General features: G+C 73.1%; 19 protein-coding genes. 16 read left to right on the top strand and 3 right to left on the bottom strand.

The window, feature by feature from the left end; genetic code table 11:
* Positions 1 to 48: 48 nt before the first annotated feature.
* Positions 49 to 1,254: a lytic transglycosylase domain-containing protein gene (locus ABD127_RS10955; RefSeq protein ID WP_344201192.1), complete on the bottom strand. Its 1,206-nt coding sequence runs from the start codon at positions 1,252 to 1,254 to the stop codon at positions 49 to 51.
* A 224-nt stretch (positions 1,255 to 1,478) separates the two neighbouring features.
* Here ABD127_RS10955 and hemL point away from each other — a divergent pair, with 224 nt between their 5' ends.
* The 8 genes from hemL (at position 1,479) to ABD127_RS10915 (ending at position 9,631) form a co-directional block, all read left to right on the top strand.
* Positions 1,479 to 2,798 (top strand): glutamate-1-semialdehyde 2,1-aminomutase, encoded by a 1,320-nt coding sequence (gene hemL, locus ABD127_RS10950; protein ID WP_425545822.1) that lies wholly within the window; start codon positions 1,479 to 1,481, stop codon positions 2,796 to 2,798.
* Between the two features lie 27 nt (positions 2,799 to 2,825).
* Positions 2,826 to 3,476 carry a histidine phosphatase family protein gene (locus tag ABD127_RS10945; RefSeq protein WP_344201186.1) on the top strand — a complete coding sequence of 217 codons (651 nt, stop codon included), beginning with the start codon at positions 2,826 to 2,828 and terminating at the stop codon, positions 3,474 to 3,476.
* A complete protein-coding gene (locus ABD127_RS10940) occupies positions 3,473 to 4,069 on the top strand; it encodes a TlpA family protein disulfide reductase (protein ID WP_344201183.1) in 597 nt (198 codons plus the stop codon). The genes ABD127_RS10945 and ABD127_RS10940 overlap by 4 nt, the downstream gene beginning before the upstream one ends.
* A gap of 38 nt (positions 4,070 to 4,107) precedes the next feature.
* The gene (locus ABD127_RS10935) at positions 4,108 to 4,815 is read left to right on the top strand and encodes a cytochrome c biogenesis CcdA family protein (protein WP_344202612.1); all 708 of its coding nucleotides are present in this window, start codon (positions 4,108 to 4,110) and stop codon (positions 4,813 to 4,815) included.
* Positions 4,816 to 4,918: 103 nt separating this feature from the next.
* Positions 4,919 to 6,505: a cytochrome c biogenesis protein ResB gene (gene resB, locus ABD127_RS10930; protein ID WP_344201180.1), complete on the top strand. Its 1,587-nt coding sequence runs from the start codon at positions 4,919 to 4,921 to the stop codon at positions 6,503 to 6,505.
* Positions 6,502 to 7,440 carry a c-type cytochrome biogenesis protein CcsB gene (ccsB, locus tag ABD127_RS10925; RefSeq protein ID WP_344201177.1) on the top strand — a complete coding sequence of 313 codons (939 nt, stop codon included), beginning with the start codon at positions 6,502 to 6,504 and terminating at the stop codon, positions 7,438 to 7,440. Before resB ends, ccsB begins: the two co-directional genes overlap by 4 nt.
* Before the next feature lie 146 nt (positions 7,441 to 7,586).
* The gene (locus ABD127_RS10920) at positions 7,587 to 8,489 is read left to right on the top strand and encodes an ABC transporter ATP-binding protein (RefSeq protein ID WP_344201174.1); all 903 of its coding nucleotides are present in this window, start codon (positions 7,587 to 7,589) and stop codon (positions 8,487 to 8,489) included.
* Entirely contained in the window at positions 8,486 to 9,631 is a 1,146-nt protein-coding gene (locus tag ABD127_RS10915; RefSeq protein WP_344201172.1) for an ABC transporter permease, read from the top strand. The genes ABD127_RS10920 and ABD127_RS10915 overlap by 4 nt, the downstream gene beginning before the upstream one ends.
* A gap of 5 nt (positions 9,632 to 9,636) precedes the next feature.
* Here ABD127_RS10915 and ABD127_RS10910 read toward each other — a convergent pair whose 3' ends face one another.
* A complete protein-coding gene (locus ABD127_RS10910; protein WP_344201169.1) occupies positions 9,637 to 9,891 on the bottom strand; it encodes a PLDc N-terminal domain-containing protein in 255 nt (84 codons plus the stop codon).
* A 66-nt stretch (positions 9,892 to 9,957) separates the two neighbouring features.
* On the opposite strand from ABD127_RS10910, the gene ABD127_RS10905 reads away from it, so the two are divergent.
* Together ABD127_RS10905 and ABD127_RS10900 are read left to right on the top strand one after the other, a co-directional pair.
* Positions 9,958 to 10,230 carry a DUF4229 domain-containing protein gene (locus ABD127_RS10905; protein ID WP_344201166.1) on the top strand — a complete coding sequence of 91 codons (273 nt, stop codon included), beginning with the start codon at positions 9,958 to 9,960 and terminating at the stop codon, positions 10,228 to 10,230.
* Positions 10,211 to 11,290: a PLP-dependent cysteine synthase family protein gene (locus tag ABD127_RS10900; protein ID WP_344201163.1), complete on the top strand. Its 1,080-nt coding sequence runs from the start codon at positions 10,211 to 10,213 to the stop codon at positions 11,288 to 11,290. Before ABD127_RS10905 ends, ABD127_RS10900 begins: the two co-directional genes overlap by 20 nt.
* Before the next feature lie 112 nt (positions 11,291 to 11,402).
* Here the strand turns inward: ABD127_RS10900 and ABD127_RS10895 are convergent, their stop codons facing one another.
* Complete coding sequence (locus ABD127_RS10895; protein ID WP_344201160.1) at positions 11,403 to 12,311, bottom strand: 1,4-dihydroxy-2-naphthoate polyprenyltransferase; 909 nt, start codon at positions 12,309 to 12,311, stop codon at positions 11,403 to 11,405.
* A 56-nt stretch (positions 12,312 to 12,367) separates the two neighbouring features.
* Here ABD127_RS10895 and ABD127_RS10890 point away from each other — a divergent pair, with 56 nt between their 5' ends.
* From ABD127_RS10890 to ABD127_RS10865, 6 genes are all read left to right on the top strand, one after another.
* Entirely contained in the window at positions 12,368 to 12,589 is a 222-nt protein-coding gene (locus ABD127_RS10890; protein WP_344201158.1) for a hypothetical protein, read from the top strand.
* Entirely contained in the window at positions 12,586 to 13,623 is a 1,038-nt protein-coding gene (locus ABD127_RS10885) for an AMP-binding protein (protein WP_344201155.1), read from the top strand. Before ABD127_RS10890 ends, ABD127_RS10885 begins: the two co-directional genes overlap by 4 nt.
* Positions 13,624 to 13,804: 181 nt before the next feature.
* A complete protein-coding gene (locus tag ABD127_RS10880; RefSeq protein WP_344201152.1) occupies positions 13,805 to 15,001 on the top strand; it encodes a sensor histidine kinase in 1,197 nt (398 codons plus the stop codon).
* On the top strand, positions 14,998 to 15,708 hold the full coding sequence (locus ABD127_RS10875) for a response regulator (RefSeq protein WP_344201150.1): 711 nt from the start codon (positions 14,998 to 15,000) through the stop codon (positions 15,706 to 15,708). The genes ABD127_RS10880 and ABD127_RS10875 overlap by 4 nt, the downstream gene beginning before the upstream one ends.
* Before the next feature lie 89 nt (positions 15,709 to 15,797).
* A complete protein-coding gene (locus tag ABD127_RS10870; RefSeq protein WP_344201148.1) occupies positions 15,798 to 16,580 on the top strand; it encodes an ABC transporter ATP-binding protein in 783 nt (260 codons plus the stop codon).
* Positions 16,577 to 19,018: an FtsX-like permease family protein gene (locus ABD127_RS10865; RefSeq protein ID WP_344201146.1), complete on the top strand. Its 2,442-nt coding sequence runs from the start codon at positions 16,577 to 16,579 to the stop codon at positions 19,016 to 19,018. Before ABD127_RS10870 ends, ABD127_RS10865 begins: the two co-directional genes overlap by 4 nt.
* Positions 19,019 to 19,050: the final 32 nt, after the last annotated feature.

Below are 19,050 nucleotides of genomic sequence, written 5' to 3'. Positions count from 1 at the left end.
GACGCCCCCGCCGGAGAGCCGGCGGGGGCGTCGTGGTGGCGCGCGCTGCTACGCGAGCAGGTCGGTGATGCAGGTCAGCAGGCCGACGACGTCGAGCGCCGAGAGCCCGGTGGCCAGGCACATCGTCTTGGCCTCCAGCCAGCCCAGCGTGTTCGAGAGCGGCGGGGCAGCCGGCTGACCGGGTGCCGCGGGCTGGCCCGTGAGGTCGCTGACGAGTCCGCCGACGAGGCCGGTGGTGCTGCCCGAGCCGCCGGCGCCGCCGGGTGACGTGGGCGCCGTGGTGCCACCGCCACCGGTGCTGCCGCCGCCGCCGCCGGGGTTGCTCGAGCCGCCGCCCGGGTTGGTGGGCGTGCCGCCACCCGCCGGCGGGTTCGCCGCGGTGTTCTCCTCGACGACCGCCGCCTGGCGCTGGTCGGCCGAGATCGACTGGTCGGAGCTGCGCTGCACCAGCGGGCTCGAGGAGGTGAGGTTGTTGGGCGACTGCGTGAAGTTGCCCTGCGCGTAGGCCGCCGAGATCGCGATGACGGTGTCGGCGTAGGCCTCGGAGCGGTTGTAGCGCAGCACGGCCGAGCGGAGGTCGGTCGGGTTGCTCAGGTCGCCCGTGCCGGCGCAGAGGTAGATGCCGGCCGAGGTGGCGGCGTCGTTGATGTTCTGCGGGTTCTTGACGCCGTCGTTGTCGGCGTCGACGCCGACGGCCTTCCAGGTGCCCGGGATGAACTGCATCGGGCCGACCGCACGGTCGAACACCGCGTCCTGGTCGAGCGTGCCCGAGTCGGTGTCGTTGATCTTGGCGGTGCCGTTGGACCCGTTGAGCTGCGGGCCGAAGATGCCCGGCGAGGCCGTGCCCTTGGCGTCGAGCTGGTTGCCGGCGGTGCGGCCGTGGTTGGACTCCACACGGCCGATCGCGGCGACGAGGTTCCAGGGCAGGCGGCACGAGGCGTCGGCCTGCGCGAGCAGGGTCTCGGCCCGCTTGTACGCGGAGAGCGCGGCGTTCGGGATGCCGTCGGTCGACAGGGTCGCGACGGTGCCCTCGGTGCCGGCCCGCGGGTCGATGCCCGCGGGGGCCTCCTGGACGCTGGCGGGGTCGTCGAACGCGGTGCTCGGGACCGACGGGACGTCAGCGCCGTCGCTGCCGTCGCCGGCCGCGGACGCGAGTCCGGAGTTGGCCAGGGCCACGCCCCACGCGCCGACGAGCACGGCCATCGGCACCAGCGCGCCGGCCTTCTGCCACCGGGTCAGCTTTCCAGCCCGCATCGAATTCCCTCCGGTCCAACGACCTCGGCCCTCGAGGTCCCCCCGCTCGCATGGTAACCGGATGTTACGTCGATCCGCCATGCGAGCGGCATCAGTACAACGACTCTATGTGACCTGGGTTACGGCCCGCACCCCCCGTGCGGGGGACGAGCGGCGTCCTTCGGGCGGAGGAGGTGCGCTCGGGGGAGAGGCGGCCCAGGCTGCCCTCAGGATCGACTGGGAGACTGGGCGCCGTGTCTGACGTGATCCGGTCCCAGGAGCTGTTCCAGCGTGCCCTCGCCGTCTCGCCCGGTGGCGTCAACTCACCGGTCCGTGCCTTCCGCGCCGTCGGCGGAGCCCCGCGCTTCATGCGGTCGGGGTCGGGGGCCTGGCTGACCGACGTCGACGGGAACGACTACGTCGACCTGGTCGGCTCGTGGGGCCCGATGCTGCTCGGCCACGCCCACCCCGAGGTGCTCGCCGCCGTCGCCGACGCGGTCAGCCGCGGAACCTCGTTCGGCACGCCCAGCGAGCCGGAGGTCGCCCTCGCGGAGGAGATCGTGGCGCGCACCCCCGTCGAGAGCGTGCGGCTGGTGTCCTCGGGCACCGAGGCCACGATGTCGGCGATCCGCCTGGCGCGCGGCGCCACGGGTCGCGACACCGTCGTGAAGTTCGCGGGCTGCTACCACGGCCACGTCGACTCGCTGCTGGCCGAGGCCGGCTCGGGTGTCGTGACGCTCGGCATCCCCGGGACCCCCGGAGTCCCGGCCCACGTCGCCGCCGACACCGTCGTGCTGCCCTACAACGACCGCGACGCGGTGACCGCGGCCTTCGCCGAGCTCGGCGACCGCATCGCCTGCGTCATCACCGAGGCGGCCCCCGGCAACATGGGTGTCGTCCCGCCGGAGCCGGGCTTCAACGCCTTCCTCGCCGCGACCTGCCGCCAGAACGGCGCGCTGCTCATCAGCGACGAGGTCATGACGGGCTTCCGCGCCAGCCGGCACGGCCAGTGGGGCCTCGACGGCGCGGTCGAGGGCTGGGCCCCCGACCTCATGACGTTCGGCAAGGTCATGGGCGGCGGGTTCCCCGCAGCCGCCTTCGGTGGCCGCGCCGAGCTGATGAATCTGCTCGCCCCCGCCGGGCCCGTCTACCAGGCCGGAACCCTGGCCGGGAACCCCGTCGCCACGACCGCCGGACTGACGACGCTGCGCCTCGCGACCCCCGCGGTGTACGAGCACCTGCTCGACGTCTCGAACCGCCTGCAGGCCGCGGTGGGCGAGGCGCTGACCACGGCCGGCGTCCGCCACGCGGTCCAGCGCACCGGCACGATGTTCAGCGTCTTCTGGGGCACCGACGAGGTCCGCGACTTCGCGGGCGCGCAGGCGCAGGAGGCCTGGCGCTACCCGCCGTTCTTCCACGCGATGCTCGACGCCGGCGTGTACCTGCCGCCCAGCGCGTTCGAGGCCTGGTTCGTCTCGGCGGCCCACGACGAGGAAGCCCTCTCTAGAATCATCGAGGCACTGCCCGGTGCTGCCCGCGCCGCGGCTGCGGCCCAGCCTGCCTGACCTGCCCCCGAGCGACCCGAGGACACCATGAGCACCCGAACGATCGTGCACCTGATGCGACACGGCGAGGTCGAGAACCCGGGCGGCGTCCTGTACGGCCGGCTGCCGGAGTTCTACCTCAGCGACCTGGGCCACCAGATGGCCGCACGCGCCGCCGACTTCCTGGCCAAGAACGAGATCGTGCACGTCGTGGCGTCGCCGCTCGAGCGCGCCCAGCAGACCGCCGAGCCGCTCGCGAAGATCCTCGAGGCGCCCATCACGACCGACGACCGGGTCATCGAGGCCGACAACCTCTTCGAGGGTCGCACCGTCGGTGCCGGCCCCAAGGCGTTCCGGCACCCCAAGAACTGGTGGATGCTGCGCAACCCGTTCCGCCCGTCGTGGGGCGAGCCGTACAAGGAGATCGCGGCCCGCATGCAGGCCGCCGTCGCCGACGCGCGCGAGGCCGCCCGCGGCCACGAGGCTGTCATCGTCTCGCACCAGCTGCCGGTCTGGATCGCGCGCCAGGCGTACGAGCAGAACTCCTTCGTCCACGACCCGCGCAAGCGTCAGTGCACGCTCGCCAGCATCACGAGCCTGACCTTCGACGGCGACGAGTACACGGGCTTCAGCTACGCCGAGCCGGCCGCCGACCTCCTCCCGCAGGAGCTCAAGGGCCAGTTCACCGGCGGCGCATGACGATCGCGAACCGACCCCGGCGCGTCCGGTGGGCCCTCGCCGCGGCCTCGGTCCTCGTCCTGGCGCTCGTGGGCGCGTGCGAGGGTGCCGGCACCGGTGGGTCCACCGGTGGCTACGTCAGCTCCGACGGCACCGTCACGACGATCGACCCCGCCGACCGTGAGCCGGCGCCGGTCCTGAGCGGCACCGACCTCGACGGCGCGGACCTCTCCAGCGAGGACTTCGCCGGCACCGTCACGGTCGTCAACGTGTGGGGCTCGTGGTGCCCGCCGTGCCGCGCCGAGGCCCCCGTGCTGCAGGAGCTGTCGGAGGCCTACGCCGACGACGTCCAGTTCCTGGGCATCGTCAACCGCAGCAAGGACGCGGCGGCGAAGGCCTTCAACACGACCTACGGCATCACGTACCCCAGCTTCTCCGACGAGGGCGGCAGCCTGGAGCTCCGCTTCGTCGACTCGCTCCCGTCGCAGGCCATCCCGACGACGTGGGTCATCGACGCCGAGGGCCGGGTCGCGGCCCGCATCCTCGACGAGGTCGACGCCTCCACGCTCGGCGGCATCATCGACGACCTGCTCGCCGAGGCCGAGGGCGCGTAGTGGACGAGTGGCTCCGCGAGACGGCCCTCTCCGGCTCGATGCTCATCGCGATCCCCGTCGCCGTGGTGGCCGGGCTCGTCTCGTTCTTCTCTCCCTGCGTCCTGCCCCTGGTGCCGGGCTACCTGTCCTACGTCTCGGGCGTGGGGGTGCAGGACCTCGACCGGGAGGGCCGCCCCCGCATCGTGCTCGGTGCGGTGCTGTTCGTGCTCGGGTTCTCCGCCATCTACGTCGCCGGCGGCGCCCTGTTCGGGTCGTTCGGCCTGCGCCTGGCCGAGCACCAGCGCACGTTCTCGATCGTCGCCGGGGCGCTGATCATCGTGATGGCGATCGTCTTCCTCGGCCTGGTGCCCCGCATGCAGCGCGAGTGGCGCGTGCACGCCGTGCCGGCCGTGGGCATCGCGATCGCGCCCGTGCTCGGCGTGTTCTTCGGCCTGGGCTGGCTGCCGTGCGTGGGCCCCACGCTGGGTGCCGTGCTCGCGCTGGCAGGCAACGAGGCCACCGCGGGCCGCGGAGCGATGCTCACCGCGGTCTACTGCCTCGGTCTCGGCGTGCCGTTCGTGCTCGCGGCCCTGGGCTTCGCGCGGTTCACCCGCACCACCGGCTGGGTCCGGCGCCACCAGCGCGCGATCCAGGTCACCGGCGGCGTGCTGCTGCTGGTCGTCGGCGTCCTGCTCGTCACCGGCTGGTGGGACTCGCTGATCATCGACCTGCAGAGCTGGGCCGGCGGATTCGGAGCGGCCCTGTGAGGCGCCGCGCTTCGCGCGTCCAGCGACTCGTTCCTCGCCGCTGCCAGGCTGCGCCTGGGCGCCGGCCTCGCTTCGCTCGGCCTGTGGCTGGGGAGGAGTTCTGATGCCGAAGAACAACCGACGGAACAAGGGGCCGGCGCCGGCGCTCGGCAACCTCGAGTTCCTGCGCTGGATGTGGGCGCAGCTCACGTCGATGCGCACCGCCCTCCTGCTCCTGCTGCTGCTCGCGGTCGCGTCGCTGCCGGGCTCGTTCGTGCCGCAGCGCGGGGTCGACGCCCGCGCCGTCGAGGCGTTCCGCATCCGCAACCCCGACCTCTCGCCGTGGCTCGACCGCCTCGGCGCCTTCAACGTCTACAGCTCGCCCTGGTTCAGCGCGATCTACCTGCTGCTGATGGCGTCGCTGATCGGCTGCATCGTGCCGCGCACCCGCATCTACCTGCGGGCCCTGCGCGCACGGCCCCCCAAGGCCCCGCGCCGGTTCGAGCGCATGCCGGCCTCGGGCTCCTTCGAGACCACGGCCGACGTCGACACCGTGCTGGCTGCCGCCCGCCGGGTCGTGGGGCGCGCCCGCGTCGACGTGGTCAGCGAGGACGGCGACGGCGGACCGCGCGGTGAGCTGCGCGCCGAGCGCGGCTACCTGCGCGAGCTCGGCAACCTCGTGTTCCACATCAGCGTCGTCGTCGTGCTCGTCGGCGTGGCCGTCGGCTCGCTGATCGGCTACCGCGGCGCCGTGATCGTCACGGAGGGCAACCGCTTCTCCAACGTGCTGACCCAGTACGACGAGTTCACCTCGGGCACGTGGTTCGATCCCGACAGCCTGCCGCCGTTCTCGCTCGAGCTCGACGACCTGATCGCCGAGTTCGACACCGGCGACGGTCCGCAGCGGGGTGCCCCGCGCCTCTTCGAGGCCAACGGCACCTATCGCGACGGGCTCGACGGCGACGACGAGGACTTCTCGATCCGGGTCAACCACCCGCTCTCGATCGGGTCCACCGACCTCTTCCTCGTGGGCCAGGGGTACTCGCCGGTCATCAAGGTGACCGACCCGGAGGGCAACGTCGTCTTCGACGAGGCCGTGCCGTTCCTGCCCGAGGACGCGACCTACACCTCCGGCGGCGTCGTGAAGGTGCCGGACATCGGCACCGAGCAGCTGGGCATGCAGGGCTTCTTCCTGCCCACCGCGGCCCGCACCGCCGAGGACGCGGCCTCGATCTCGATCTTCCCCGCCGCCGCGAACCCGTACATCGCGCTGCAGGCGTGGACGGGCGACCTCGGCCTCGACGAGGGCACGCCCCAGTCGGTGTACGTGCTCGACACCAGCAAGATGACCCAGGTCCTCGACGAGAACGGCGACCCGTTCCGCATCGAGCTGCAGCCGGGACAGTCCTCGACCCTGCCCGACGGCACGGTCGTGGAGTTCACCGAGCTCGAGCAGTTCGCCCGGTTCCAGATCAGCTCGTCGCCGCTCGCCGGGGTCCCGCTGGGCGGCGTCGCCGTCGGCCTGGGCGGCCTCGTGCTGTCGCTGTTCATCCGTCCGCGCCGCACCTGGGTCCGCGCGACCTCGGACGGCTCACGTACCGTGGTGGAAGTCGCCGCGCTCGACCGTGTCCCCCGGGACGACCTGCCCGACGACCTCACTGCCTTCATCGACCGTCTGCGTGACGAGATCGAGCCCCAGGAGAAGCCATGACCGCTGCCGACTACGCCGAGTTCTCGAACTACGCGGTCGCCTCGGGCACGATCGTGCTCGCGCTGGCCTTCCTCGCCCACCTGGCCGAGCTGCTGTTCGTCCGTCAGGAGGCCGTCGTCCCGGCCTCGGTGGCGGTCGGCGGTGGTGACACCGCGGTCGCGGTGGCCGAGTCCGACGACGACGTGGAACCGCGCAGCGCGGTGCTGAGCCGCATCGGCATCGCCCTCACGGTGGTTGCCGCAGGCCTGCTCGTGGCCGGCGTGGTCTCCCGCGCCATGGCCTCGAACCGCGTGCCGTGGGGCAACATGTACGAGTTCGGCCTGACGGGCGTCTCGATCGCCCTGGTCGTCTACCTCGTGCTCGTGCGCATCACGTCGGTCCAGTGGATCGCCCCGATCGTCACCGGCTTCGGCCTGGCGATCCTGGGCCTGGCCTGGTCGGCGTACGTGCCGGCCGGTCCGCTCGTCCCGGCCCTGCACTCCTACTGGCTCGTGATCCACGTCGCCGCGGTCATGATCGCCGGGGCCCTGTTCCTCGTCGGTGCCTCCGCCTCGCTGCTCTACCTGCTCAAGGAGCGGGCCGAGCTGCGCGGCAACGTCGGGCCGATCCTGCGTCGCGTCCCCGCGATCGCCGCGATGGACCGCCTCGCCTACCGCACGCACGCGGTCGGCTTCGTCCTGTGGACCTTCGGCGCCCTGATCGCCGGGCCGATCTGGGCGCACTACGCCTGGGGCCGGTACTGGGGCTGGGACCCCAAGGAGGTCTGGGCGTTCATCACCTGGGTCGTCTACGCCGGGTACCTCCACGCCCGCGCCACCGCCGGCTGGCGCGGCCGTCGCGCCGCGATCATCGCGCTGATCGGGTTCGCGACGTTCCTGTTCAGCTACTACGGCGTCAACATCTTCGTCCCTGGCCTGCACAGCTACGCCAAGTAACCCCTGACACCGGTGGTTGAGGTGCGATCGCCCGCTAGGGCGTGAGCCTCGAAACCTCGGTCGGCTGAGGCGTGCCCCGGCCGTGCCCCACGCATCCGACTTTCGGCTGACGCGCGATGTCGGCGGGACGCACTAGGTTCGTGGGCATGGGGGTACGGATCGAGGTCGACCACCTGACGATGCGCTACGGCGCCGTCACCGCGGTCGAGGACATCAGCTTCACGGTCGAGCCCGGAGAGTTCTTCGGTCTGCTCGGCCCCAACGGCGCCGGCAAGACCACGACGCTCGAGACCATCGAGGGGCTCCGCGAGCCCACCGAGGGGCGCGTCGCGATCGACGGCCGTGACCCGGCCAGGCGCGAGCCCGACCTGCAGCGACGCATCGGCGTGCAGCTGCAGTCGTCGGCCTTCTTCGAGCGCCTCACCGCGGTCGAGCAGCTGCAGACCTTCGGGTCGATCTACGGGGTGCCCACGTCGCGCCTCGACGAGCTGCTCGAGCAGGTCGGGCTCACCGAGAAGGCCACGGCCCAGGTCGAGGACCTGTCCGGCGGCCAGAAGCAGCGGCTCTCGATCGCCTGCGCGCTCGTGCACGACCCAGAGGTCGTATTCCTCGACGAGCCCACCGCGGCGCTCGACCCGCAGGCCCGCCGCAACCTCTGGGACGTCCTGCGCGGCATCAACGAGTCGGGCCGCACCGTCGTGCTCACGACCCACTACATGGAGGAGGCCGAGGAGCTGTGCGACCGGGTCGCGATCGTCGACCACGGCCAGCTCCTCCAGCTCGACACCCCGGCGACCCTGATCCGCCGGCTCGACGCAGCCACCCGGATCGGACTGGCCGTCGAGGCCATCTCGATCGACGAGGCCCGCGCGCTCCCCGGGGTCCAGACGGTCGCGGTCGGCAGCGCGGGTCTGGTCATCGAGACGCGCGACGCGGCCACGGTGCTCGGCGAGCTCGGTCGCCGTGAGGCGCTCGAGGGGCTCAGCGTCAGCAAGGGCACGCTCGAGGACGTCTTCCTCGACCTGACCGGTCGGGAGTACCGCGCATGAGCACCAGCACCGAGCCCGAGACCCGCACCCAGGCGCCGGCCCACGCAGGCGCCGGCGACGCGAAGGCGGCCCGCCCGCTGAAGGCGCTCACCGTCGCGATGTTCAAGGGCTTCGTCCGCGACCGCATGACCCTGTTCTGGGCCATCGCCTTCCCGCTGATGTTCCTGGTGCTCTTCGGCGGCATCTTCACGAACCAGGGCGACGCCGAGGCCGCCGACGTCATCGTGGTCGGCACGGTCTCGGCCATCGACGACGCTCCCGCCGAGGCCCGCAAGAGCATCGACCAGGCCATCTCGATCACCCGCGAGGACGACCTCGACGCCGCCCTCGAGAAGGTGCGCGACGGCGACGCCACCGCCGTGGTCACCGAGGACGACGGCGAGGTCACGGTGCACTACTCGGCCGCTGACGCCGTCGCCGGAGCCCAGATCCAGGGCGTCATGCAGGCGATCGTGCAGCAGGCCAACACGGCGGTCTACCAGCAGACCACGGGCCAGCCGCCGGCGTTCACGTTCGCCGCCAGCCAGGTCGAGGACGACTCCCTCGAGGCCATCCAGTACGTCACGCCCAGCCTCCTGGGGTGGGCCGTCGCGATGAGCGCCACGTTCGGGGCCGCCGCGAACCTGGTCATGTGGCGCAAGAGCGGCCTGCTCCGACGCCTGCGTCTCGCCCCGGTGTCGACCAGCTCGGTCGTGCTCGCCCGCGTCGGCGTCAGCCTCGTCATCGCGATGGTGCAGGCGGTCATCTTCGTCGGGCTCGGCGTCGGGGCCTTCGGCCTCCAGCTGTCCGGCTGGTGGCCGCTCATGGTGCCCCTGCTGCTGGCGGGCACGCTCGCCTTCCTCTCGATCGGCATGCTCGCCGGCGCGGTCTCCAAGACCGAGGAGGGCGCGGTCGGGCTGGCCAACTTCATCGTGCTGCCGATGGCGTTCCTGTCGGGCTCGTTCTTCCCGCTCGACGGCGCGCCCGCGTGGCTGCGCGTCGTCAGCAACTGCCTGCCGCTCAAGCACCTCAACCAGGGCATGCTCGACGTCATGGTGCGCGAGCAGGGCCCGTCGGCGATCGTCCTGCCGATCGTGATCCTGCTGGCCTTCGCCGCGGTGTTCGCGGCGGTCTCGGCCAAGCTGTTCCGCTGGGAGGCGTGAGACCCTCAGATCCCGCGCAGGTAGTCCGGGTCGTCGTCGGGTCCGCGCGGCGGGCGCGCCGGGCGGCCGGGGCCCGGGCGCAGGCGCTTGGTGCCGAACCCGATCCACGCCAGGGCGCCGACGACGGGCACCAGCACGATGATCACGAGCCAGGCCGGCTTCGGCAGCACGCGGACCTGGCTGCGGGGGGTGGCGGCGGCGTCGAAGAACGCGTAGATCACGAGCACGATCGCGAGAGCCGCCAGGAGGAACTTGCCCATGGCGGTCACCGTAGCGAACGACGCCAGAGATTCGTCGGTCGCACAGGACCTGACTACGCTGGCGTCATGTCGCCGTTCTGGACCTACACGCTCTCCCGCCTCGGACTCTTCGTCGCCACGTACGCCGTCCTGGCCGGGATCTGCTTCGGGTTCGGCCTCGTGAAGTTCGAGGAGCTCACGAACCTCGTGGTCCTGTTCGTGGCGATGGTGGTCTCCTCGGTGCTGGCGTTCGTGCTGCTGACCCGGCAGCGCGAGGCCCTGGCCCAGCAGGTGCAGGAGCGGGCCGAGAAGATCTCGGCGCGCATCGAGGAGTCGCGCAGTGCCGAAGACGTCGACTGACCAGCGCGCCTGGATCGCCGAGGCGGTCCGCATCGTCGAGGCCGACGCCAACCGGAGCGCCGACACCCACCTGCACGCGCTGTCCCTCCCGACCCCGGGCGTCGACCTCTACCTCAAGGACGAGTCGGTCCACCCGACGGGCAGCCTGAAGCACCGGCTCGCCCGGTCGCTGTTCCTCTACGCGATCTGCAACGGCTGGCTCGGCCCGGACTCGACCGTCGTCGAGGCGTCGAGCGGGTCCACCGCCGTCAGCGAGGCCTACTTCGCCCGTCTGGTCGGCCTGCCGTTCGTGGCTGTCATGCCCGCCTCGACGAGCCGCGAGAAGGTCGCGCTGATCGAGTGGCACGGGGGCCGCTGCCACTTCGTCGAGACGTCGTCGCAGACGTACGACGAGGCGCGACGCCTGGCCGCCGAGTGCGGTGGTCACTACATGGACCAGTTCACGTTCGCCGAGCGGGCGACCGACTGGCGCGGCAACAACAACATCGCCGAGTCGATCTTCGAGCAGATGGCGGCCGAGCCGCACCCGGTACCCAGCTGGGTCGTGGTGGGTGCCGGAACGGGCGGCACGTCCGCGACGATCGGTCGGTACGTGCGGTACCGACGGCACGACACGCGCGTGCTGGTCGCCGACCCCGAGGGCTCGGCGTTCCACGAGGGCTGGCAGACCGACCGCTCCGACGTCACCACCACGACGACCTCCCGCATCGAGGGCATCGGTCGTCCGCGCATCGAGCCGTCGTTCGTCGGCGGGGTCATCGACGACATGCTGCAGGTGCCCGACAGCGCCTCGCTCGCGGCGATGGCCTGGACGTCGGCGCGGCTCGGTCGCGAGGTCGGGCCCTCGACCGGCACCAACGTCTGGGCGGCGCTCACGTTGGCCACCCGCATGGCCGAGACGGGCGAGTCGGGCAGCATCGTGACGCTGCTGTGCGACGGGGGCGAGCGCTACCGCGCCAGCCACGCCGACCCGGCCTGGGTCGCCGCGCACGGCCTCGACCCGGCCCCCTTCGCCGAGGCCCTCGACCACTACGACGCCACCGGCCGCCTCCACCCCTGACCCCAGGGCGAGTTACGGAGTCGGCACGGCGACTGGACCTCGGGCACGGCAAATTCGGCGTGCCCGAGGGCGATCTCCCGTGCCGACTCCGTAACTTGTCCTGCGGGCGCGGTCAGGCGAGGCAGAGGCCGAGGGTCAGGCCCAGGGCGAAGACGAGCTCGGCGACGCCGGTGGACTGCAGCACGGGGATCAGCGCCGGGCCGGTCGCGCCGGAGGTCACGACCCGCACACCTCGCACGGCGAGCGGGGCGAACAGCAGCGCGAGGAGGGCCCACGGCGTCTCGGTCGCGGCGAGCGCCACGGCGGTCCCCACGGCCACCAGCACCAGCACGACGTAGAACGCCCGTGTGCGCCGGTCCCCGAGGAGCACCGCGAGCGTGCGCTTGTCGGCGAGGACGTCGGTCGCGATGTCGCGCAGGTTGTTGGCCACGAGGATCGCGCACGCCAGGGCCCCGACACCGACGCCGGCGAGGACGCTCGCCGACGTCACCTCCTCGACCTGCACGAACGTCGTGCCGACCACGGCGACGAGCCCGAAGAACAGGAAGACGCTGACCTCGCCGAGCGCGCGGTAGCCGTACGGCGACGGGCCGCCGGTGTACGTCCAGGCGGCGCCCAGGGCCGCGGCACCGACCAGCAGCAGCCACCACGTCGTGGTCGCGGCGAGGGCGAGCCCGAGCAGTCCGCCGAGCGCCAGGAATCCGAGCGCGGCCGCCTTGACCCGCGAAGCCGGCACGAGGCCGGATCCGACGAGCCGCAACGGACCGACCCGGTCGTCGTCGGTGCCACGGACCCCGTCGGAGTAGTCGTTGGCGTAGTTCACGCCGACCTGCAGCGCGAGCGAGACGCCCAGCGCGAGGAGCGCCTTCCACCACACGAAGCCGTCGGCCAGCACGGCGGCGCCGGTACCGGCCGCCACCGGGGCGACCGCAGCGGGAAGGGTGCGGGGCCGGGCGCCCGCGAGCCACAGGGCGAACCCCCGGGGCGGCTGCGCGGTGGGGGAGGTCGGGCCGTCGGTCATGGAGGATGAGTCTGCCAGCCGCGACCGCCGGTGGCAGGCCTCGGTACCGTGACGGGATGGATCGACCGTTCCCGTGGGGTCTGCTCGTCATCGCGGTGCTGCTCGGCTGGGGCACGCTGACGCTGGAGGACGGCTGGGTCCGATACGGCGGGGTGGCAGCCGTCGCCGTCGTGGCGGGAGCCCTGGCCTACCAGATCACGCAGCGCGACAAGGCTCGTGCCGAGGCGAAGCGCCGTGCGGCCGAGGAGGACGTGCCCGACCTGTGGGACGGGGAGTGAGCGCCTCGCTCCAGCCCGTCACGGGCGACGTCACCGAGCTCGTCCCGCTCCTGCGCGACTGGCTGGAGGGCGACGAGCCGCTCTGGATCCGCACGAGCGGCAGCACCGGTCGACCGAAGGACGTCGTGCTCTCCCCGCGCGCCGTGCGGGCGTCGGCCACCGCGACGCACGAGCGCCTGGGGGGTGCCGGGCAGTGGCTGCTCGCCGTTCCGCCGACGGGTGTCGCGGGGCTCCAGGTCGTCGTGCGGTCGTTGCTGACCGGGATCGACCCCGTCACCTCGCTCGACGCGTACACCGCCGATCGGCGGTACGCCTCGCTCGTCCCGACCCAGCTGCACCGCCTGCTCGAGGCGGGTGAGGCGGCGCCGTGGGCAGCGCTCGACGCCGTGCTCGTCGGCGGCGGACCGGTGCGGCCGTCCCTCGTGGCGCGGGCCGAGGAGGCCGGCATCCACGTCGTGCGCACGTACGGCATGTCGGAGACCTGCGGCGGCTGCGTGTACGACGGCTTCCCGCTCGACGGCGTGCGGGTGCGGATCGACGACGGCCAGGTCATGCTCGCCGGTGACGTCCTGTTCGACGGCTACGTCGGTGCCCCGCACACCGGGGAGTGGTTCGCCACGAACGACCTCGGTGAGATCACCGACGGCGAGCTGCGCATCCTCGGCCGGGCCGACGACGTCGTGCTGAGCGGCGGCGTCAACGTGCCCCTGCCGGCAGTCACGAGTGCGCTGCAGGACCTCGAGGGCGTGCACGACGCGCTCGCGGTCGGCGTGGAGGACGTGGAGTGGGGGCAGCGGGTCGTCGCGCTCGTCGTGCCGGCCGATGCGGTGTGCCTCGACGGCCTGGCGGTCGACCGCCTCCGCGACGCGGTCGAGGAGGCCGGCCACCCCCGGACCTGGGCTCCGCGCGCGGTCGTCCTGGTCGACGAGATCCCGATGCTCCCCAACGGCAAGCCCGACCGCCAGCGGGCCCGCACCCTCATCCCCCTTCCTGAACGACCGCTCGCGAGTGAATTCCCGCCCCACCAGGAGTGAGTTTCCGCCCCTTCGCGAGTGAGTTCTGCTGTGGACAGGAGACTGCGGTCCCGGCCGAGGGGCGGGAATCCACTCGCCGAGGGGCGGAAACTCACTCGCGACGGGGCGGGAATTCACTCGCGAGGGGACGTCATCCTGGGGGTGGACGACGGGCGTCGGCCGCTCGCCTAGGGTCGGGGCCGTGGTGGATGGGACCGGGACCGCGACCGAGCGGGAGTCGACGGTACGGGCGCCGTGGCGTCCGGGACCGCGCCTGCGGCGTGCGCTCGACGTCGGACCCGTGGCCCTCCTCGCCCTCTCGGTCGTCGTGGTCGGTGCCTCGGCCGGCTCGCTGACGTGGCTCCTGCTCGGCCTGGCTCAGACGATCCCCCTGATCTGGCGCCGCCACCACCCCGTGGCCGTCTACGCCGCGATCGCCGGAGCGAGCGTCGTGCAGGCACTCGTGATCGACACCCCGATCGTCAGCCAGCTGGCCTACCCGGTCGCGCTCTACAACCTCGCTCGCCACGGCAGCGCCCTCGCCGGGGCCGTCGGTCTCCTGGTGGGTCTGGCCGGGTCGGTCGTCGCAGCGGTCGACTGGAGCCAGACGGCCTACGCCTCGTACGTGCGACCGGACCTCACCGACTACGTGCCGTACGCGTTCACGATCGGCGCGATCGTGATCGTCGCGTGGGCGCTCGGCACCCTGAGCCGGGTCCGCGACGCCTACGTCCAGGCCCTCGTGGAGCAGGGCGAGCGTCGCGTGATCGAGGCCGAGCAGCGGGTGCTCCTCGCGGCCGGCCGCGAGCGGGCGCGGATCGCGCGCGAGATGCACGACGTCGTCGCGCACGGACTCTCGGTCATCGTCGTGCAGGCCGACGGCGGCCGCTACGCCGCGGCGAAGGACCCGGCGATCGCCGCTCGCACGCTCGAGACCGTGGCCGAGACCGGTCGCGCGTCCCTCGCTGACATGCGGCGCCTCCTGGGGCTGCTGCGGACGGGGGAGGAGTCCGGCCGCGCTCCGCAGCCGGGCCTGCCGGACCTGTCGGCGCTGATCGACCTCGCCCGCGAGACCGGAGCACGGGTCACGGCGGACCTCCCGGGCCCGGACGTGCAGCTGCCCGAGGCCGAGGCGCTCACGGTCTACCGCATCGTGCAGGAGTCGCTCACGAACGTGCGCAAGCACGCGGGCACGGCGGCCGAGGTGCACGTCGAGGTCACGGTCGGCTCGGCGGTCGTCGTGACGATCACCGACACCGGCCGTGGCGCGCAGGCGCCCACGGCCGACGGCCTCGGCCTGGTGGGCATGGGGGAGCGCGTCGCGGTGCACCGCGGGTCACTGACCGCGGGACCCGGCCACGACGGCGGTTGGGTCGTCACGGCACGGTGGACCCGATGAGCGCCACCACGCCACCCGCGATCCGCGTCTTCCTGGTCGACGACCAGCAGATGGTGCGGGCGGGCTTCCGGATGCTGGTCGAGAGCCAGGCCGACATGGTCGTGGTCGGCGAGGCCGGCGACGGGGGCGAGGCCCTCGAGCTGCTCGCCGTGACGACGGCCGACGTCGTCCTGATGGACGTCCGCATGCCCCGTCTCGACGGCGTCGAGGCGACGCGACGGCTCCTCGAACGGGCCGCAGACCCCGCTGACGCCCCGCGCGTCATCGTGCTGACGACCTTCGACCTCGACGAGTACGCGTTCTCCGCCCTGCGCGCCGGCGCGTCCGCCTTCCTGCTCAAGGACGCGGCCCCGCCGGAGCTGCTCGGCTCGATCCGGTCGGTGCACGCGGGCGACGCCGTCGTCGCGCCGTCGACGACCCGGCGCCTGCTGGAGCACTTCGTCCGAGCGGCTCCCGAGCCCGAGCCCGCCGCGGCGGCGCCGGACCGCGCGCACCTCGAGCGCAAGCTCGCGTCACTGACCGAGCGAGAGCGCGAGGTGCTGCTGCTCGTCGCCGCCGGCCGCTCCAACACCGAGATCGCGGCGGACCTCGTGGTCGCCGAGGCCACCGTCAAGACCCACGTCAGCCGGCTCCTGGCCAAGACCGCCTCACGCGACCGCGTGCAGCTCGTCGTCCTCGCGTACGACGCGGGGCTGACCGGGCGCTGACCCGCGCCGCGGACGTACGACCACGGGTGGACGCGGGACGGTCCCGCGGGCGGACGATCGGCCCGCCGGAACTTCCTAGCGTCGTGGTCATGACGCAGATCCCTCCGAACAGCCTTCCGTCCACGCCCCCGCCCGCCGCCTCGGCGCGTGGCCTGACCCGCACGTACGGCTCGGGCCCGACCGCCGTCCACGCCCTGCGCGAGGTCGACCTCGACCTGCCGCGAGGCCGCTTCACGGCCGTCATGGGCCGCTCCGGATCGGGCAAGTCCACGCTGATGCACTGCCTCGCGGGACTCGACCGCCCCACCGACGGCACCGTCACGATCGCCGGCACGACGATCACGGGCCTCGGCGACGACGACCTAACCCGGTTCCGCCGCGACCACCTGGGCTTCGTCTTCCAGGCGTTCAACCTGCTGCCGATGCTGACCGCGCGGCAGAACGTCCTGCTGCCGCTGGAGCTCGCCGGCCGACGGATCGACCGGGCGATCATCGCGCGGCTCGACCACGTCGTGGAGGTCCTCGACCTCGCCGACCGACTCGGCCACCGTCCGGGCGAGCTCTCGGGTGGGCAGCAGCAGCGCGTCGCGATCGCCCGGGCGCTCGTCTGCGAGCCGGACCTGGTCTTCGCCGACGAGCCGACCGGCAACCTCGACAGCGAGACGGCCGCGGAGGTCCTCGGGCTGCTGCACCGGGGCGTCCACGAGCTCGGCCAGACGGTCGTGATGGTGACCCACGAGCTGGAGGCCGCGTCCTACGCGGACGACGTCGTGGTGCTGGCCGACGGTCGCGTGCGCGAGCACCTCGCGTCGCCCGAGACCGAGGTCGTCGCCGCGGCCCTGATCGCGCCGGTCCTGGAGGTCACCCGATGAGGACCGTCCTGCTCGCCTCGTTGCGCGTGCACACGCGGCGTTACGTCGCCGCCGTCCTGGCGGTCGGCCTCGCGGTGGCATTCGTCGTCGCGACCGACGCGCTCTCGTCCGCCGCCCGCTCGGGGCTCAACGCGGGCGTCGGCGCGCCCTACGCGGCCTCCGACCTCGTCGTGGGGGAGTCCTACGGCACCTCGACGGAGGACCAGGAGGCGGCGCTGCGGGTCGCGCAGGCCGAGGATGCCTCGGCCTGGACGATCGGTCGCGCGTGGGAGCAGCTGACCGACGCCGACGGTCGCCAGCTCGACGCGGAGACCTCGATCGGCGCGGTCGAGACCGACGCCGACCACCGCTGGCAGGTCATCGCCGAGGGGCGCGCACCCCGTGCTCCGGACGAGGCGCTCGTCGACGAGCGCGCGGCGACGTCACGACGGGTCCAGGTCGGGGACACCCTGACCGTCGGTTCAGGCTCGGACACGCTCGAGGTGACCGTCGTCGGTCTCGCCGAGCCGACGTCGTTCCTCTCGGCCCCGGTCTACCTGACCTGGGAGGCTCTGAGCACGTTGCCCAGCGCGCAGCCCGACACGGTGCTCGTCGACGCGCCGGACGACCGGGTCGACGCGGTCTCCGAGGCGCTGACCGCGGCCGTCGGCACGCAGGTGCGCAGCACCGAGGCCTTCGTCGACGAACGCCGTGCCCAGGTGAACGACGGCATCGACGTCGTCTCCTACCTCGTGCTGGTCTTCGCGGCGGTCGCCGGGTTCGTCGCGATCCTGGTGGTCGCCAACACCTTCACGATCCTGTTCGCCCAGCGGGCGCGTGACCTGGCGCTGCTGCGCGCGGTCGGCGCGCGGCGCCGCCAGCTGCTGCGTGCGGTGCGGCTCGAGGCGCTCGCGATCGGCGTGCTCGCCTCGGCCCTCGGGCTCGTCGGAGGCGCGCTCGGCGGCTGGGGCATCGCCGCCGTGGTGCGCGCGTTCGCGGGACCGGAGCGGATCGGCGCCGTCAGCTGGTCGCCGGTGTGGCTGGTCGGTGCGTTCGTCGCCGGTGTCGTCGTCACGGTCGTCGCCTCGTGGTGGCCGACGCGTGCTGTGGTGCGGATCAGCCCGCTGGCGGCCCTGCGGCCCGACGCGCCGACCGACGCCCGCAGCGCGGTGGGTCGCCGGCGCATCGTGCTCGGGTCCGCGGTGCTCGCGCTGGGTGCCGTGCCCCTCGCCGTCGGTACCTCGTCGATGCACGTGCAGCTCGCGATCCTCGGCAGCTTCACGACGTTCGTCGGCGTGCTGGTCCTGGGGCCCGTCGTGGTGCCGGCGGTGATCCGGCTCCTCGGCCGGGTCGTCGGTCGGACGGGCGCGCCCTCGCGCCTCGCGGTCGACAACGCCGTGCGCAATCCTCGTCGCACCGCGGCCACCACGGCGTCGCTGCTCGTCGGGGTCACCCTCACGGCGACGGTCCTGACGGTCATGGCCACGGGGCGCAGCGCGATGGAGGCCGAGCTCGACGCGGAGTACCCCGTCGACCTGGTGCTGTCGTCGACGACGGCGGTCTCGGCCGAGGTGCGTGACAGGGTCGCGTCCACCCCGGGCGTCGCGAGCGCGGCCGGCGTGCCGGGCACGACGGCGGCCGCGGGCGACCTGGGCGAGGTCGCGGTCCTCGCGCCCACCGACGACGCGATGGTCGCGACCCGCGACGACGGCGCGGCCTTCGCGGTCGGTCCCGACGAGGTCCTGGTGCCCTACGACGTCAAGCGTGGCGGGGAGGTCGAGATCCCGGAGCGGCTGACGCTCGACGGCGCGTCCGGGGCGGTCGAGCTGACCACGCGGCTGGTGCCGAGCCGGTGGGGCGGAGCGCTGGTCGTGGCCCCGGCGACCCTCGAGCGGCTCACGCCGGAGGCCGAGATGCAGGCCGTGTGGGCGCGTGCCGATGCGGGTGCCGACGCGGACGAGCTCGGCGGGAGCCTGGGCCTCGTGGCCCGCGACGGCGGGACCGAGCTGGCCAACCAGCTCGACCGGCGCGGGTGGGTCGACGTGCAGCTCGACATCCTCGTCGGGGCGGTCGTCGGGCTGCTCGGCATCGCGGTGCTGATCGCGCTGGCGGGCATCGGCAACACGCTGGGGCTCTCGGTGCTGGAGCGGGGCCGGGAGAACGCGCTGGTGCGGGCGCTCGGCCTGACGCGGGGCCAGCTGCGGCGCTCGCTCGGCGTCGAGGGGCTGCTGCTCGCGGCGGCGGCCGGACTGCTCGGCACGGCGCTGGGCATCGGCTACGCGTGGGCCGGGGTCCGCACCGTCGTCGACGTCGCGGTGCCGGACGCCACGATGGTGATCCCGTTCGGACAGCTGGCCCTGGTCGTGCTCGTGGCGGCGGTCGCAGGTCTCGTGGCCTGCATCGTGCCGGCCCGCCGCGCAGGACGGATCGCCCCCGCCGAAGGTCTCGTCGCCGACTGACCGCTCGCGAGTGAGTTCCCGCCCCTCGCGGG

This window comes from Aeromicrobium alkaliterrae, from assembly GCF_039529015.1.
Lineage (GTDB): Bacteria > Actinomycetota > Actinomycetes > Propionibacteriales > Nocardioidaceae > Aeromicrobium > Aeromicrobium alkaliterrae.
This window is presented reverse-complemented; position numbering and strand designations above follow the sequence as displayed.

What these genes read in the sequence shown, in the direction of transcription:
- ABD127_RS10955 (WP_344201192.1), bottom strand. Translation starts at nt 1,254, where the DNA reads ATGCGGGCTGGAAAGCTGACCCGGTGGCAGAAGGCCGGCGCGCTGGTG.
- ABD127_RS10945 (WP_344201186.1), top strand. Translation starts at nt 2,826, where the DNA reads ATGAGCACCCGAACGATCGTGCACCTGATGCGACACGGCGAGGTCGAG.
- ABD127_RS10940 (WP_344201183.1), top strand. Translation starts at nt 3,473, where the DNA reads ATGACGATCGCGAACCGACCCCGGCGCGTCCGGTGGGCCCTCGCCGCG.
- ABD127_RS10935 (WP_344202612.1), top strand. Translation starts at nt 4,108, where the DNA reads ATGCTCATCGCGATCCCCGTCGCCGTGGTGGCCGGGCTCGTCTCGTTC.
- resB (WP_344201180.1), top strand. Translation starts at nt 4,919, where the DNA reads ATGCCGAAGAACAACCGACGGAACAAGGGGCCGGCGCCGGCGCTCGGC.
- ccsB (WP_344201177.1), top strand. Translation starts at nt 6,502, where the DNA reads ATGACCGCTGCCGACTACGCCGAGTTCTCGAACTACGCGGTCGCCTCG.
- ABD127_RS10920 (WP_344201174.1), top strand. Translation starts at nt 7,587, where the DNA reads ATGGGGGTACGGATCGAGGTCGACCACCTGACGATGCGCTACGGCGCC.
- ABD127_RS10915 (WP_344201172.1), top strand. Translation starts at nt 8,486, where the DNA reads ATGAGCACCAGCACCGAGCCCGAGACCCGCACCCAGGCGCCGGCCCAC.
- ABD127_RS10910 (WP_344201169.1), bottom strand. Translation starts at nt 9,891, where the DNA reads ATGGGCAAGTTCCTCCTGGCGGCTCTCGCGATCGTGCTCGTGATCTAC.
- ABD127_RS10905 (WP_344201166.1), top strand. Translation starts at nt 9,958, where the DNA reads ATGTCGCCGTTCTGGACCTACACGCTCTCCCGCCTCGGACTCTTCGTC.
- ABD127_RS10895 (WP_344201160.1), bottom strand. Translation starts at nt 12,311, where the DNA reads ATGACCGACGGCCCGACCTCCCCCACCGCGCAGCCGCCCCGGGGGTTC.
- ABD127_RS10890 (WP_344201158.1), top strand. Translation starts at nt 12,368, where the DNA reads ATGGATCGACCGTTCCCGTGGGGTCTGCTCGTCATCGCGGTGCTGCTC.
- ABD127_RS10875 (WP_344201150.1), top strand. Translation starts at nt 14,998, where the DNA reads ATGAGCGCCACCACGCCACCCGCGATCCGCGTCTTCCTGGTCGACGAC.
- ABD127_RS10870 (WP_344201148.1), top strand. Translation starts at nt 15,798, where the DNA reads ATGACGCAGATCCCTCCGAACAGCCTTCCGTCCACGCCCCCGCCCGCC.
- ABD127_RS10865 (WP_344201146.1), top strand. Translation starts at nt 16,577, where the DNA reads ATGAGGACCGTCCTGCTCGCCTCGTTGCGCGTGCACACGCGGCGTTAC.